17 protein-coding genes are annotated in these 14,749 nt (G+C 64.7%); 8 read left to right on the top strand and 9 right to left on the bottom strand.

Going from position 1 to position 14,749, the window contains the following annotated elements:
• Window positions 1-27: 27 nt before the first annotated feature.
• The 4 genes from L7H23_RS11080 to L7H23_RS11065 form a co-directional block, all read right to left on the bottom strand.
• Window positions 28-774 carry an HAD-IIB family hydrolase gene (locus L7H23_RS11080; protein WP_237835926.1) on the bottom strand — a complete coding sequence of 249 codons (747 nt, stop codon included), beginning with the start codon at window positions 772-774 and terminating at the stop codon, window positions 28-30.
• The gene (locus L7H23_RS11075; protein ID WP_237835925.1) at window positions 771-1,382 is read right to left on the bottom strand and encodes a hypothetical protein; all 612 of its coding nucleotides are present in this window, start codon (window positions 1,380-1,382) and stop codon (window positions 771-773) included. The genes L7H23_RS11080 and L7H23_RS11075 overlap by 4 nt, the downstream gene beginning before the upstream one ends.
• Window positions 1,383-1,787: 405 nt before the next feature.
• A complete protein-coding gene (locus L7H23_RS11070; RefSeq protein WP_237835924.1) occupies window positions 1,788-2,513 on the bottom strand; it encodes an SDR family NAD(P)-dependent oxidoreductase in 726 nt (241 codons plus the stop codon).
• A gap of 100 nt (window positions 2,514-2,613) precedes the next feature.
• Entirely contained in the window at window positions 2,614-3,186 is a 573-nt protein-coding gene (locus L7H23_RS11065) for a PAS domain-containing protein (RefSeq protein ID WP_237835923.1), read from the bottom strand.
• 217 nt (window positions 3,187-3,403) lie between these two features.
• On the opposite strand from L7H23_RS11065, the gene L7H23_RS11060 reads away from it, so the two are divergent.
• From L7H23_RS11060 to L7H23_RS11050, 3 genes are all read left to right on the top strand, one after another.
• A complete protein-coding gene (locus tag L7H23_RS11060) occupies window positions 3,404-4,348 on the top strand; it encodes an FAD-dependent oxidoreductase (RefSeq protein WP_237835922.1) in 945 nt (314 codons plus the stop codon).
• Complete coding sequence (locus tag L7H23_RS11055) at window positions 4,345-5,907, top strand: phytoene desaturase (protein WP_237835921.1); 1,563 nt, start codon at window positions 4,345-4,347, stop codon at window positions 5,905-5,907. Before L7H23_RS11060 ends, L7H23_RS11055 begins: the two co-directional genes overlap by 4 nt.
• A 230-nt stretch (window positions 5,908-6,137) precedes the next feature.
• Window positions 6,138-7,511 (top strand): deoxyribodipyrimidine photo-lyase, encoded by a 1,374-nt coding sequence (locus L7H23_RS11050; protein WP_237835920.1) that lies wholly within the window; start codon window positions 6,138-6,140, stop codon window positions 7,509-7,511.
• Between the two features lie 18 nt (window positions 7,512-7,529).
• Here the strand turns inward: L7H23_RS11050 and L7H23_RS11045 are convergent, their stop codons facing one another.
• Window positions 7,530-7,868: a putative quinol monooxygenase gene (locus tag L7H23_RS11045; protein ID WP_237835919.1), complete on the bottom strand. Its 339-nt coding sequence runs from the start codon at window positions 7,866-7,868 to the stop codon at window positions 7,530-7,532.
• Complete coding sequence (locus L7H23_RS11040) at window positions 7,865-8,287, bottom strand: nuclear transport factor 2 family protein (protein ID WP_237835918.1); 423 nt, start codon at window positions 8,285-8,287, stop codon at window positions 7,865-7,867. The genes L7H23_RS11045 and L7H23_RS11040 overlap by 4 nt, the downstream gene beginning before the upstream one ends.
• Before the next feature lie 218 nt (window positions 8,288-8,505).
• Between L7H23_RS11040 and L7H23_RS11035 the strand changes: the two genes are divergently transcribed.
• Window positions 8,506-9,060: a fasciclin domain-containing protein gene (locus L7H23_RS11035; protein WP_237835917.1), complete on the top strand. Its 555-nt coding sequence runs from the start codon at window positions 8,506-8,508 to the stop codon at window positions 9,058-9,060.
• A gap of 60 nt (window positions 9,061-9,120) precedes the next feature.
• Here the strand turns inward: L7H23_RS11035 and hemH are convergent, their stop codons facing one another.
• Entirely contained in the window at window positions 9,121-10,179 is a 1,059-nt protein-coding gene (hemH, locus tag L7H23_RS11030) for a ferrochelatase (protein ID WP_237835916.1), read from the bottom strand.
• 332 nt (window positions 10,180-10,511) lie between these two features.
• Here hemH and L7H23_RS11025 point away from each other — a divergent pair, with 332 nt between their 5' ends.
• Window positions 10,512-10,991, top strand: a complete 480-nt coding sequence (locus L7H23_RS11025; RefSeq protein WP_237835915.1) for an Hsp20 family protein — start codon at window positions 10,512-10,514, stop codon at window positions 10,989-10,991.
• A gap of 100 nt (window positions 10,992-11,091) precedes the next feature.
• Here L7H23_RS11025 and L7H23_RS11020 read toward each other — a convergent pair whose 3' ends face one another.
• Together L7H23_RS11020 and L7H23_RS11015 are read right to left on the bottom strand one after the other, a co-directional pair.
• On the bottom strand, window positions 11,092-11,361 hold the full coding sequence (locus L7H23_RS11020; RefSeq protein WP_237835914.1) for an usg protein: 270 nt from the start codon (window positions 11,359-11,361) through the stop codon (window positions 11,092-11,094).
• The gene (locus tag L7H23_RS11015; RefSeq protein WP_237835913.1) at window positions 11,358-11,585 is read right to left on the bottom strand and encodes a hypothetical protein; all 228 of its coding nucleotides are present in this window, start codon (window positions 11,583-11,585) and stop codon (window positions 11,358-11,360) included. The genes L7H23_RS11020 and L7H23_RS11015 overlap by 4 nt, the downstream gene beginning before the upstream one ends.
• A gap of 261 nt (window positions 11,586-11,846) precedes the next feature.
• Between L7H23_RS11015 and groES the strand changes: the two genes are divergently transcribed.
• From groES to folE, 3 genes are all read left to right on the top strand, one after another.
• Window positions 11,847-12,161 carry a co-chaperone GroES gene (gene groES, locus L7H23_RS11010; protein ID WP_054727958.1) on the top strand — a complete coding sequence of 105 codons (315 nt, stop codon included), beginning with the start codon at window positions 11,847-11,849 and terminating at the stop codon, window positions 12,159-12,161.
• A 49-nt stretch (window positions 12,162-12,210) separates the two neighbouring features.
• The gene (groL, locus tag L7H23_RS11005) at window positions 12,211-13,830 is read left to right on the top strand and encodes a chaperonin GroEL (protein ID WP_237835912.1); all 1,620 of its coding nucleotides are present in this window, start codon (window positions 12,211-12,213) and stop codon (window positions 13,828-13,830) included.
• 281 nt (window positions 13,831-14,111) lie between these two features.
• Entirely contained in the window at window positions 14,112-14,711 is a 600-nt protein-coding gene (folE, locus tag L7H23_RS11000; protein ID WP_237835911.1) for a GTP cyclohydrolase I FolE, read from the top strand.
• Window positions 14,712-14,749 lie beyond the last annotated feature (38 nt).

The following is a 14,749-nucleotide window of genomic DNA, read 5'->3' as shown; positions in this document are numbered from 1 at the left end:
TGCTCGCAACACGGCAACGCCCCGCTCTCATTTCAGGCATGCGACGATAATTCTAATGATTCCAATCGTTTCTTCGGGATTGCGTACGGAGATTGTATCGAGACCCAGCGCCTTCGCCGGATAATCATTGCCGCCCGGAAAGATCGCATCGCCGATGAAGAGCATCGCACCCAGTTCGACACCGCTGGCGCCGCTTAGCTTCGTCAGGCCATAGGCCTTGTCGACGCCCTCACGCGTAATGTCGATCGACGTCGCCCCGCCCATGTTTATCGACAGACCGGGCAGACGTCGGCGGAGCTCTGTCTGGATCACCTTGCGTTTGGCGAAGTCGGGATCCCATTTTTCCTTGGCATCGATCGGCGCTTCCTGACCCAATGCCGAAAAGGTGATCTGACTCCCGCGATCCTCGATCCGTTCGCCCCAGACCGTTTCGGGAATGAACCCGGTCGCCAGCAGTGCCGCATCGAAGGCTTCGAGTATGCGTCGCTTCTCCGCATCGGCAAAGATTTCGGCATAGCGCGCCTGCCACGCGCCCGAGCGGAACGTGTAGAGCTTGGTGCCGGTTGTCGGCATGAGCCAGAGCCGGGCAAGGTCCGCGCGCCCTGGAAGGCGCGTCGCCACCTGTTTGTCGAACTGCGGCCAGTCGCCACCGGATATCACCGCAACATCTGCCACGCCGAGGAGATCGGCAAGCGCCTCACCCATCGCGGGTTCAATCGGCTGCTTGCTTTCGGCAAGCGTTCCATCAAGATCGAAGGCAATCAGCCGTTTCATGCAGGCGTCGCTCCGCGCCCGTCGCTCGCCGCGTCCCGCTGCCGCCGCGCGGCGGCTTTGGCATCGGCAAGGTTCGAATAGCGATAGTCGCCCACCGCGAATTGTTCGACATAGGTCCGGATGATGCCATCATCCTCGCCGCCCGGTGGACGCAGGCCTCCGCCCTCGCCTTCCCACGCCGAACGTGACGCAGCTTCATCGATCGCGGCGGCGAGAGGGCCGTCCTCCACGCCCAGCGAGCGATAAAAGTCGCGCCCGACGGCCAGAAGGGTGGCGCGAATATCGACGACCGGATCGTCAACTCCGTCGCTTCCGGCGGTGAGATGTTCGTGCGTCGCCTTTTCGAAGGCCTTCGCCATGAGCAATTCGGCAATCAGTACATCACCGACCAGATCGTCCGACGCTTCAACGGCGCCGGCAGGTGATACAGCGAGATCGGCGATAGCCTCTGAATCGCCGCTCAAGCCGCGTCGCTCGCGATATTCGTTGATCCGTTTGGCATAATAGCGCGGCAGGTCAAAGTTTGGCTTCGCCTGCCCCTCGCGGCGCGCCTGGCTCACGGCCATCAAGGCCATCTGATGGTGGTGGATAAGTTGGTTGAGGTCCATGATCTTGCTCCTTCAGCGGGAGCGCAATGGTCTCTCAGTCGCCAGCACGCGGTGGAAGCGGGCGATGTTATGGAAGTGGGGTCACAGGCTTCCGATTGCAATGAGCAGACATTTATAATTGTAGCCGACCGACGAGAGCCAAGTCATATGTCTCGACTTCCTTCGGAATAGGCCTAGCGTTCGACCGGCAGCGACTTTCCACGCGACCCGGAAAGTCGATGGGGCTTCCTTTGGTCACGAACGCAGAGGATGGAAGGGCTTCGCGGCAGCGAAGCCCTTTTGCCCAAGTTGCTGGGGCCTCATCCCAAACATGTTTGGCCGATTGCCGTCGGTCTGCTTCTGGCACAATGTTCGCTAAAGCGGACAGGCAAAGAGGCGGAGACTCTTGAAGCGCCTGCTGGCTCGTTAATACGGGATAGGCCTTCCATCCCAGCCGAAGAAACCGCCGCTATCCATCGGCGATAGCTGGTCGATGACGGCCAGGATGTGCATCGCGCTATTATCCGCACTAAAGAGCGATGATTCAGCTACTCGCGCCTGAAACGGCTCCGAGAGCGGCGTGTCGACTGTTCCGGGGTGCAGTGCCGCGACTATCGCTTCCGGATTGCTGCGGCCGAGCTCTATCGCGAAGCATCGCACCAGAGCATTGAGCGCCGCCTTGGAAGCGCGGTAGCTGTGCCATCCGCCAAGTCTGTTATCCGCAATCGAACCAACGCGAGCAGAGAGAAATATCGCGACCGCTCGTTGCCGCCGGGCAAGCAAGGGAAGAAAATGCTTTGCGACGAGCGCGGGCCCGATGCTGTTCACAGCGAAGACCTCGGCCATCACCGATGCTTCAAGCTGCCGGAGGCTTTTTTCAGGACGGATGTCAGTCCTGCGATGCAGCAGCCCCGTCGCCACGATCAACAGGTCGAGAGCGCCATCTTGGGCAATCTGGCGACCTGCCTCGGCAAGCGTGTCGTCGTCCAATATGTCGATCGTCAGCCTAGTTACATTGGAATGGTGCGCCGCATGGGGCCGCCTGTTCCCGGCATAGATGCGGTCAAATCGCCCCGACGCCACGAGTTGATTCACAAGCGCGGCACCGATACCGCCGCTGCTTCCGATCACCAAGGCGCGCTTGACGCTCACATGCTGCTCCTCGGGCTATGACGTCAGTCCGGCATCCCGACGCTCTTAATCGGCAGCAGCGCGATATCCCATATGCCTCAAAGGGAAGATGGAGCGGTGGCTAGAAACCGGCCTCGACCGCGAGCCGGATCGCATCGGCCGTGGTTTCGACACCGAGCGCGCGCAGCAGCGCAGCGCGGTGCATCTTGATCGTCCGCTCCGACAGCGACAGCGTGAAGGCAATCTGCTTGTTGAGCTGTCCGCTCGCCATCAGCTTCAACACCTCGCGCTGCCTCGGCGAGAGCGCCTCAATTTGGGCGCGCGCTCGCGTGCTCCGTCCTCCAACGGCCTCGCCAGCCTCGTCGACTTCGATCTGCGAGCCGAGAAAATATTCGAGATTGCCGCCGGGGCCAAAGATTGGCGCCACCAGCACGGCATTGCGGAAGGGCGTCCCGTCTTTCCGGTAATTGAGGATCTCGACGAGCGCCGGCCTCTGCTCCCGGATGGAGGCCCGCAAGGTCTCGGTCAGTTCAGGTTCGGTATCCGGCCCGGAGAGAAAGCGGCAATTGCGCCCAAGGATTTCGTCCGGCCCATAGCCGGTGAGCGCCGAGAAGGCAGCGTTGCACTCAACGATCGGATTGTCAGGTAGGCGCGGGTCGCTGATCACCGCGGCGATCGGGCTGGCCGCGATCATTGTCTTCAATGACATAGTATCTGCCTGCTCTCCCCTGGGTGCCCCAAGGGACATGTTGCGACACTTCCCCTCGCTCATGCAAGCCTGCGTCGATGACAATTGCGACGAACCGGAAAAAATCGCGCAGGACGCCTCGCACGTCGATAGCGCGGACATCCTTGCAGGCGGAGGTCGGACATTGTCCGTGCCACATCGGTGACCGCGAGGCCATGGTCTGATGCGGGTCGCGATCATCGGAGCCGGCATTGCGGGGCTCGCCTGCGCGCGTCGGCTGCGCGACGCAGGTCTGGAAGCCACGCTGTTCGACAAATCCCGCGGCATCGGCGGCCGCCTCGCGACCCGCCGCGCGGATCCTAGCAATCCCGAGGTCGCATTCGATCATGGCGCAACCAATTTCACGGCACGCTCGGAAGGCTTTACCAGGCTCGTAGCAGCGTGGGAGAAGGCAGGCCTCGCCGCGCGTTGGCCGGCCGCCGGCGCGGACAGCTGGGTCGGCACGCCGACCATGACCACGCCGCTCAAAGCTCTCGCGGACGATCTCGATGTCCGCCTGTCGCGACCGGTCACAGCCCTGACCAAATCGCCCGCGGGCTGGACGCTCCACAGCGAGGCAAAACGGCTCGGCAAATATGATGCGGCGGTGATCGCCATCCCCGCCGAGCAGGCAGCGCCGCTTCTGTCGCTTCACGATTTCGAGATGGCGCGCGCGGCCATGGCGGTGCGCTACAATCCCTGCTGGACCGCGATGTTCGCCTTCGATGAGCGGATCGAGGAGCTTCCCGATTTCCTCCGCGGCGCCGGCTCGCTTGTGACCGCTGCGCGCGACAGCGCGAAGCCCGGCCGCGCGCCGGGCGAGCGGTGGGTCGTGCAAGCCGACTGGACTTGGTCGGAGGCACATCTCGCCTGCGACGGCGCGAGCGTGGCGCCAGCGCTTCTCGCCGAACTTGGCAAGATCGCCGGACGCGACATGCCCACCCCAAGCCATATCGCGGCCCATCGCTGGCTATTCTCGCAGCCCTCGGGACAGGATCTGAAGCTGCTCTGGAACCCTGCCATTGGTCTCGGCGCCTGCGGCGACTGGCTCTATCACGGCTTTGCCGAATATGCGTGGCTGTCGGGCCATGTACTCGGCGCGGCGATTGCGGCAGAGGCGCCGCGATGATGCGCGCGATCGTAATCGGAGCCGGCATCGGCGGCCTCGCCCTCGCCATCCGGCTCCAGTCGGCGGGCCTCGATACGCTGCTCGTCGAAGCGCGCGACCGCCCGGGCGGCCGCGCCTATGTCTTCGAGAAGGATGGTTTCACCTTCGATGCCGGGCCGACGGTGATCACCGACCCGGCCTGCCTCGCCGAGCTCTGGGAGCTGAGCGGCCAGCGGCTCGAGCGCGATGTCGACCTCGTCCCGGTGTCGCCCTTTTATCGGCTGAGCTGGCCCGACGGATCGACCTTCGATTATGGCAATGACAAGGAGGCGCTCGCCCGTCAGATCGCCGCGCTCGATCCCGCCGATGTGGCGGGATATGAGCGATTTCTTCGCTATTCCGCGTCGGTTTACGAGGAAGGCTATGTGAAGCTCGGCGCCGTGCCCTTCCTCGATTTCCGCTCGATGCTGAAGGCGGCACCCGCGCTCCTGCGGCACCGGGCCTGGCGCTCGGTCTATAAAACCGTCGCGAGCTATGTTCGGAGCGAGAAGCTGCGCGAGGCTCTATCCTTCCACACCTTGCTTGTTGGCGGCAACCCGATGGCGACGAGCAGCATCTATGCGCTCATCCACAAACTCGAGCAGGATGGCGGCGTCTGGTATGCGCGCGGCGGCACCAATCGGCTCGTCGCCGGCATGGCCGCGCTGTTCGCGCGTCTCGGCGGTACGCTGAGGCTTGGCGATCCCGTCGCCCGCATCGAAACTAAGGGCGACCGGGTGACGGGCATCGTGACGCGGAGCGGGTTTACCGCACGCGCCGATCTTGTCGCCTCGAACGCCGATCTCATGCACAGCTACCGCGACCTGCTCGCGCATCCGCGCGGCAAGCGCGAGGCGAAGCGCCTTGCGCGCAAGAGCTGGTCGCCGAGCCTCTTCGTCCTCCATCTGGGGGTTCGCGGTACCTTCCCCGAAATACCCCATCATATGATATTGTTCGGTCCGCGCTACCGCGGGCTTCTCGACGACATCTATCGGAACGGCACCCTCGCCGAGGATTTCTCGCTTTACCTTCATCACCCGAGCGCAAGCGATCCGGGCGTGGCCCCCGCGGGCCACAGCAGCTTTTACGCGCTTGCGCCGGTTCCCCATCGCGGCCACGCCTCGCTCGACTGGGAGGTCGAAGGGCCCAAATTGGCGAAGCGCATCATCGCCGAGATCGAGCGGCGCCTGATCCCGGACCTTGGCGAGCGGATCGTCACGCAAATCCAATATGCCCCGCCGGACTTCGAACAGGATCTCGCCGCGCATCTCGGGAGCGCCTTCAGCCTTACGCCAACACTGCTGCAGAGCGCCTATTTTCGGGGGCACAACCGCGACGCGCGCATCGAGAACCTCTATTTTACCGGCGCGGGCACGCATCCCGGCGCGGGTATTCCGGGGGTCGTCGCGAGCGCGAAGGCGACGGCGAGCCTCATTCTCGGCGACTTCGGCATCAGAACTGCGGCAGCCCGCGATCCGGGCGCTCGCGACCGAATATTCTCCGGGCGTGATGACACGGCAGGAGATGTCATGCCCGGCTGATCGCAAGGACATTCCGGTTCTGCCGGCGGCCAGCGCCTTGCGACCCGCGTCTGGCCGCGGCGGGGGGCGGTGATTGCTCACCGCCCAACCTTCCCCTTGCTCGCGCTCGCAAAGCGGCTCTTCATTGCCTGAACTGCCCGAAAGGTCATCTTTTGCGGAGGTCGGAGCCTGCCAGATGAGGAAATCCGCGATCGCCCGCACCCCAGCCCGCCAAAAAGGGAACCGTCGCCATGCCGCCCGCCATATTGTGGCTCCGTCAGGACCTCCGCATCACCGACCATCCGGCGCTCCTCGCGGCGATCGCCGAAGGTCCGGTCATTCCGCTCTACATATTGGACGACGAGAGCCCCGGAACGCGCGCGATCGGCGGCGCGCAGCGCTGGTGGCTCCATCACAGCCTCACCGCGCTCGATGCGAGCCTTCGCAAACGCGGCAGCCGGCTCGTCCTGCGCCACGGCCCTGCCGCCGAAATACTCGAACGCGTCGCGGCGGAAGCCGAGAGCACAAGGGTTCACGCGACCCGCTGCTACGAGCCTTGGTGGCGGCGCTGCGAAGACGCGCTGGACGCCAGGCTTGCGCTGCGGCTCCATGACGGCAATTATCTCGCGCCGCCCGAGAGTATCACCAATGCGCAAGGCGCCCGCTACCGCGTTTTCACGCCTTGGTATCGCGCGCTTCTGGGGCGCATGCCGCCCGCCCTTCCCTATGCGGCGCCCGACCATATTCCGGCGCCTGGCGTCTGGCCGGCGTCGGACAATCTTGCCGATTGGGGCCTGACCCCGATAAGCCCCGACTGGTCCGCAGGATTTGGCGACTGGCACCCGGGCGAGAAAGGTGCCTGGCGGGCGCTGCGCGACTGGCTGCCGCTTGCCGGCGCCTATAAGGCCCGCCGCGACTATCCCTCGCTCCCCGCGACATCCCGGCTGTCGCCGCATCTTCATTTCGGCGAAATCAGCCCACGGTCGATCTGGCATGCGCTCGGCGAGCGCGACGATGCTGGCGCCGAGACCTTTCGATCGGAGCTCGGCTGGCGCGAACATGGCATCAATCTCGTCGACCAGATGCCCGATTATGGCGATCGGAACGGGCGCCCCACCTTCGATGATTTCGGCTGGCGGAGCGGCTCCGAAGCCGACCGGGACTTCACCGCCTGGACCCGGGGACGGACCGGATATCCTATCGTCGACGCGGGCATGCGCGAGCTCTGGAATAGGGGATGGATGCACAACCGGGTCCGGATGGTCACCGCCTCCTTCCTTGTCAAACATCTGCTGATCGACTGGCGCCGCGGGGAGCGCTGGTTCTGGGATACGCTGCTCGACGCCGATCTCGCCTCGAATGCAATGAACTGGCAATATGTCGCGGGCACCGGCGTCGACGCGCCAGTCTTCTCGCGCATCATGTCGCCGCTGCTCCAGAGCGAACGGTTCGCGATGGGCGATTATGTCCGCGCTTATGTTCCCGAACTTGCCCATCTGTCGGACGCCGAGATCGTCGCGGCCCATGGTCAGGATGCGCGGGTACCAAAGTATCCGCCACCGCTTGTCGCTCACGAGGCGGCGCGGGCGCGGGCGCTGGCTGCCTGGGAAGCCCTGCGCGGCTAGCGAAGGAAGGCCATAAGGCTAGTCGAAGACGGCGCTTGCCACGCCGTGGCTGTTGTAAACCGGGCCTTCGCGCGACACCGCGAATTTGCGGCTCGACGACGCGCGCACGCCAAATGCGCCGATGTGCCCGAGCATACCCCTGTATTGCGGTCCGGCGAGATGTGCCGCGAGCGCAGCTTCGCCGTCCCATTCCTCGAACACGTGGATGCGCGTCGCCACATGCGGATCGGCGGTCCAGTCGTAAGCCAGACAGCCCGGCTGTTCCAGCGCGCCTTCGATCCAGCCGCGCGCGCCCGCCAGCGCCTCTCCGCGCGCCTCGGGATCGATATCGATGACCGCCTGGATCAGGATCTTCATGGCTGCACCTCGGTCTTTGAAAGCTGCGGCAACGGCCGAAACCGTCGCTCGGTGAAAAGCCACCGGCCATCGACCCGGCGGCAGACGTCGTCATAAATGCCGAGGGTCCGGTGAAGCGCGCCGTCGCGCAGGAAGATTTCCTCGGTGTAGGACCGCATGGCCGCGTCTTCTCCGCAGACCTCGATCGAACCCGGCCAGGCGCGAAAGACGATATCGGGAAAGCCGCGCATCGCCGCGCGCCAGGTGTCGACGATTGTTGCCTTGCCCTCGAAAATCCCGAACCCGGGAAGCGACCATAGGCTGCCTTCGTCCCAGGTCGCGGCCCAGGCGTCGCTGTCGGCCCGGTTGACCGCGTCGGCATAGGTGTCGAGCAGGTCGCGAAGCGCCAGCCGGTCTTCGAACGATCCCTCGAATGGCATGCAAGCCCCCTTCTCGCCCGGCTGCGTCGATGGTCCAGCCTGCCGCCGGTTTGCCTGCAGCGGTTCGAAGGGAAAACTGCCGATATCGCTAGCGGCGAAGGCCGCCGCGTCCGGACCGGAGAACCCGCCCCAAAGGACAGGTCGCCCCGGCGGGGCGGCGCGCCTAATTTCATGCCTGTCCTATCCCCCCGGGACGAACATTCGAAAAGGAATGACCAATGGCTATTTCCCGTATCTCTCTTTCGCTTGCTGCAGCAGCGCTCGCGCTTGCCGGCGGCATCGCGGCCGCCAAGAACCCGATGGTCGGCGGCGCCGCGATGTACGAGACCAAGACCATCGTCGAAAATGCCGCCAATTCGAAGGATCACACGACACTGGTCGCGGCGGTCAAGGCCGCCGGCCTCGCCGAGACCCTTTCGGGAGCCGGCCCGTTCACGGTCTTTGCACCGACCAACGCCGCCTTCGCCAAGCTTCCCGCCGGCACCGTCGATACGCTGCTCAAGCCCGAGAACAAGGCGATGCTGGCGGGCATATTGACCTACCATGTCGTGCCGGGCCGCCTGACCGCGACCGATATTGCGGCGCAGGCCAGGGCCAATGGCGGCAAGGCGGTGCTCACGACGGTGCAGGGCGCCAAGCTCACCGTCTGGGAGAAGGATGGCAGCTGGTATGTGAGCGACGCCAAGGGCGGCACGGCGAAGATTGGCCCCGCCGACGTTCTCCAGTCGAACGGCGTGATCCACGTCATCGACGGCGTGCTGCTTCCCGCCTGATACATCACCGGGGCCGCGCGACGTCTGTTGGCGCAGCGCGGCCCCGCTTATCGAAGGCCCTCAAAGCCAGCCCGAAAGCTCGCTCCTTACCAGGGCGGTGAGCATGTCCATCCCGACATCGCTGTCGTTGAGACAAGGTATGTAAGCGAAATGGCGTCCGCCGGCGGCAAGGAACTGCTCGCGGCCGCGGATAGCGATTTCTTCGAGGGTCTCGAGGCAATCCGCAGCGAAGCCCGGCGCGATCACGGCCACCGACCGGCCTTCGCGGCCAAGAGCTTCGAGCATCATGTCGGTTGCCGGCGTCAGCCATTTGGCCTGGCCGAAGCGCGACTGAAAGCTCGGAATAACATTCTTCCCCAGAACTTCGCCCAACCGACGCGCGGTCTTGAGGCACATGCAGTGATAGGGATCGCCGAGACGAAGGGTGCGCTCGGGCATGCCGTGGAAGCTCGCGACGATCGTGTCGGGCACGAAGTCGAGGCCGCCGATCGCACGTCCGAGCGACGACGCCAGCGCCTCGACATGGCGATCGTCATCATAATAGGGCGGAAGGACACGCAGCGCCGGCTGCCAGCGCAGGCGCGCCATATGCGCCTGGACGGCATCGCCAACGCTCGCGGTCGTTGCGGCGCAATATTGAGGATAAAGAGGCGCAACGAGAATGCGGCGACATCCTGCCGCAAGAAGCGCGTCGATGCCGTCCGCGATCGGACTGCTGCCATAGCGCATCGCATGCGCAACCACCGCATCACCTCCCAGCGATGCTTGAAGCGCTTTTGCCTGGCGGCGGGTGATTGCCGCAAGCGGCGAGCCCTCCGATGTCCAGATTTCGCGATAGGCCCTGGCGGACTTTCGCGGCCGGACGGCGAGAACGATCCCGCGCAAAATCGGCTGCCAGATCAGCGAGGGCAGCTCGACGACACGCCGGTCGGACAGGAATTCCGCGAGATAGCGCCGGACCGCACGGCTCGTCGGCGCGTCCGGCGTGCCGAGATTGACGAGAAGCACGCCGATCCGGTCGGCCGTCACGGTGGGGTGCGCCGCCGGAAAAGGGGCGAGCTCCGCCTCGCCGTAACAGTTCCCGATTTCAGGCGTTGCCAGAGGCCCTTCGACAGTCATTGCAATCTCCGCGGACAGGACACCGCGCGGCAACCATGCCGCGCGATGTTATCGCGTGTCTCCGACTTGCCCCGCGCCGCCAAGCTGCACCAAGGGGCAGACTCGCTGCCGTTTCCCGCCTCCCGGCAACCGCCCGGGATGCGGGAACTTCGCTTGCTGCCGCGACCCATCGCCGACATTCCGAGCGGCGCCCACACTCTTGAAACGGTAAAAAGGCTTTCCTAACTTTTCCCCGGACGCGTGATTTTCCGTGTCCTGAGGACATAGAGAGCGCCGGCTCTAGGTCCCGGCGCATCTCATGCCCGAATTGCTTCAATCAGGAGGATTTGGAAATGAGAACCGATTTTGACTTCACCCCCTACCGCCGCTCGACGGTGGGTTTCGATCACCTCTTCGACCTGCTCGAGAAAGGGCAGCGCGGCGATACGTCCGACGGCTTTCCCGCCTTCGACATCGTCCGCGACGCCGACGACCGCTTCCGCGTTACCTTGGCCGTCCCCGGGTTCAAGGCCGACGAGATCGAGATCGTCGCGCAGCAGAACCAGCTCAGCGTTACCGGCAAGCCCGCCGAGGAGGATGCGACACGCGCCTATCTCCACCGCGGCATCGCCCGCCGCGCGTTCGAGCGCCGCTTTCAGCTCGCCGACTATATCGAGGTCGGGAGCGCGGGCTTCGCCGACGGGCTGCTCACGATCGAACTGAGCCGCGTCGTCCCCGAGGCTATGAAGCCCCGCAAGATCGAGATCGGCAGCAGTGCCGGCAAGCCGCAGCGGATCGAAGCGCCGAAGGATAAGGCGCTCGAGAACGCCTGAGTTAGACAAGGGAGGCACGCCAGGAGCGTGCCTCCCATTTTTCATAAAAGCGCGATACCCGACGACCGCTTCCGCGCGCCGCAAGCGCCCAGATTTGCCTCTAATCGATCAACCGGATGATATCGACCGCGCGCCACTCGGCAGGTCCGATCAGCGCGTCATGCGCTATCCGCACCGAGTGGAGCGCGGCTTCGATCTGGCGCCGCCACAGGCTCAGAAAATCGAACAGCACCGGAAAATCCGGCGGCAGATCATAGTCCTGCCAGACGAAGAGCTGGAGCAGCGAGGGATGATCAGGCCGGTAATAATGGATTTCGGCGGTCGTCAGCCCATAACCATCCAGCTGGGCGATCAGCGCCCGATCAGTCATGGCGCGCGCGCCGCGCCGCCGTCGAGCGACCGGAGCGCGGCGAGCACATCGTCGACCGGCACGGCGCGGCGGGCGCCGGGCGGCTTGCGCAAGGCAGGTTTGTTGCGGACCGCCGAACGATCCGATGCCCAGGATGCGAGGAGGGCGCGCTTGACCTCGGGCTCGAGGCTCGGGTGACGCGCCACGTCGAAGGGATGAAGAAAACGGGAAAATGGCTCGGACATGATCGTGCCTCCTTCCTTATAGCCTTTCCTTTCCTGTCGTGCGGCAGGCTGCCGCAGCCACAGATTTTGGAAAGGAAGCGCGTCGAGTCAAGAGGTGTCAGGCCCTTGATAAGCGGCATTTGTTTCTCAGCCGATCGAGCGCCAAAAAAATTTTCGCCGGACCTCTTGAAGCCAAAAAAATCGCTTCCTAGCTCATCGGCGCCGCGCGTCCCGGACAGGCGCGCCGGCTTATCATATCGTTATGCAACATGGAGGTTATGCATGCATTTCCGTCCCTTGCACGACCGTGTGGTCGTCCGCCGCATCGAAGCCGAGGAGAAGACCTCGGGCGGCATCATCATCCCCGACACTGCCAAGGAAAAGCCGCAGGAAGGCGAAGTCGTCGCCGTCGGTCCCGGCGTCCGCGCCGAGGACGGCACGGTCACCGCGCTCGACGTCAAGGCCGGCGACCGGATCCTGTTCGGCAAATGGTCGGGAACCGAGGTTCGCATCGACGGCGAGGAGCTGCTCATCATGAAGGAGAGCGACATCCTCGGGGTGATCGAGCAGGCCGAGGCGCTCAAGCAGGCGGCTTGATCGGCCGCCATTTCTGAATTCAGCCAGTGACAGGAAAGGAGTTGCACCAATGGCTGCCAAGGAAGTGAAGTTTTCGTCGGACGCGCGTGATCGCATGCTGCGCGGCGTCGATACGCTTGCAAATGCGGTGAAGGTGACGCTGGGTCCGAAGGGCCGCAACGTCGTGATCGAGAAAAGCTTCGGCGCACCGCGCATCACCAAGGACGGCGTCACCGTCGCCAAGGAAATCGAGCTTGCCGACAAGTTCGAGAATATGGGCGCGCAGATGCTGCGCGAGGTCGCCTCGAAGCAGAACGACAAGGCCGGCGACGGCACGACCACCGCGACCGTACTCGCGCAGGCGATCGTTCGCGAAGGCTCGAAGGCGGTCGCCGCGGGCATGAACCCGATGGACGTCAAGCGCGGCATCGATCTTGCCGTGAGCACCGTCGTCGAAGACCTGAAGGCCCATGCGAAGTCGGTCGAGGCGAACAGCGAAATCGCGCAGGTCGCGACGATCTCGGCGAATGGCGACGAAGAGGTCGGCAAGATCCTCGCCGAGGCGATGGAGAAGGTCGGCAACGAAGGCGTGATCACCGTCGAGGAAGCGAAGAGCCTCGCGACCGAACTCGAGACGGTCGAGGGCATGCAGTTCGACCGCGGCTACCTCAGCCCTTATTTCATCACCAATGCCGAGAAGCTGAAGGTCGAACTCGACGACCCCTATATCCTCATCCACGAGAAGAAGCTCTCGAACCTGCAGGCGATGCTGCCGCTCCTCGAGAGCGTCGTCCAGTCGGGCCGGCCACTGCTCATCATCGCCGAGGATGTCGAGGGCGACGCGCTCGCAACGCTCGTCGTCAATCGCCTGCGCGGCGGCCTCAAGGTCGCGGCGGTCAAGGCGCCGGGCTTTGGCGACCGCCGCAAGGCGATGCTCGAGGATATCGCGGTGCTCACCGGCGGCAATGTCGTCAGCGAGGAACTCGGCATCAAGCTCGAGAGCGTCACGATCAACATGCTCGGGCGCGCGAAGAAGGTCGTCATCGACAAGGATAATACGACGATCGTTGACGGCGTCGGTTCGAGGTCGGATATCGACGGCCGTATCGCGCAGATCCGCCAGCAGATCGAGACGACCACCAGCGATTATGACCGCGAGAAGCTGCAGGAGCGGCTCGCCAAGCTCGCGGGAGGCGTCGCTGTGATCCGCGTCGGCGGCGCGACCGAGGTCGAGGTCAAGGAGAAGAAGGATCGCGTCGACGACGCGCTGCACGCGACGCGTGCAGCCGTGGAAGAAGGCATCCTGCCCGGCGGCGGTATCGCACTTCTCCGCTCGCTGAAGGCGCTCGAAGGCCTGAAGGCCGCGAACGACGACCAGCAGTCGGGCATCGACATCGTCCGCCGCGCGCTCCGCGCGCCGGCGCGCCAGATCGCCGACAATGCCGGCGAGGATGGTGCGTGGATTGTCGGCAAGCTGCTCGAAAGCGAGGACTATAGCTGGGGCTTCAACGCCGCGACGGGCGAATATCAGGACCTCGTCAAGGCGGGCGTGATCGACCCTGCGAAGGTCGTGCGCACCGCGCTGCAGGATGCGGCCTCGGTTGCGTCGCTCCTGATCACCACCGAGGCGCTCGTCGCCGAGCTGCCGAAGGAAGAGAAGGCCGCGCCGATGCCGGCGATGGACTTCTGACAGGCCGGGGGCGGCGGGCCACCGCCGCCCCCGCATTTCCATACCGCCCTATTCACCCAACCGCCGCGCACCGCGCCACGCCTCGTCAAGCGAGCGAAGGGCATTTCCGCGTTCCGGGGCTCATTCCAGGTCCGCGCACGCAACGCGCTTCCAACCTGCGATCTGCCCCAAGGGACATGTTGCGACGCCATGCTGCGCTCGGGCATGCGCCGATCTGGCGGTCCACCTCCCTCTCCTCCCCTCCCGGACCGCCAACCCCTCGCCGTCAGGAGGCCAGGACCATGCTTCACGTGCCCCCTTCCAGCCCCACCGTTGACGGCGCGATACCCCCCGAGGTTCTCGCGTCGGTGGAGACGCTGCTGCGCTGGGTCGGCGAGGATCCTCATCGCGAAGGCCTGCTCGACACACCGAAGCGCGTCGCGCGTGCCTGGAAGGATTATTGCCAGGGGTATGACGAGGATCCGGCGGTGCATCTCTCGCGCACCTTCGAAGAGGTCGGCGGCTATGACGAGATCGTCTTGCTGCGCGACATCCCTTTCCAGTCGCATTGCGAGCATCATATGGCGCCGATCACCGGAAAGGCGTCGATCGCCTACCTCCCCCGCGACCGCGTCGTCGGCATCTCCAAGCTCGCGCGCGTGCTGAACGGCTATGCGCGCCGGCTGCAGGTGCAGGAGCGGCTGACCGCCGAGGTCGCCCGATGCATCTGGGACAATCTCCGTCCGCACGGCGTCGCCGTGGTGATCGACGCCCAGCATGGCTGCATGACTGGGCGCGGCGTGCGCACGCCCGGCGTCGGCATGGTCACGAGCCGGCTCCTCGGCTGCTTCCTCGACGACCAGCGGAGCCGCAAGGAAGTGCTCGCACTGATGGGCTATTGATGCGCCGGTCGAGAATCCGGACCGGTCTCGCGAGCGTT

Source organism: Sphingopyxis sp. BSN-002, from assembly GCF_022024275.1.
GTDB lineage: Bacteria > Pseudomonadota > Alphaproteobacteria > Sphingomonadales > Sphingomonadaceae > Sphingopyxis.
This window is presented reverse-complemented; position numbering and strand designations above follow the sequence as displayed.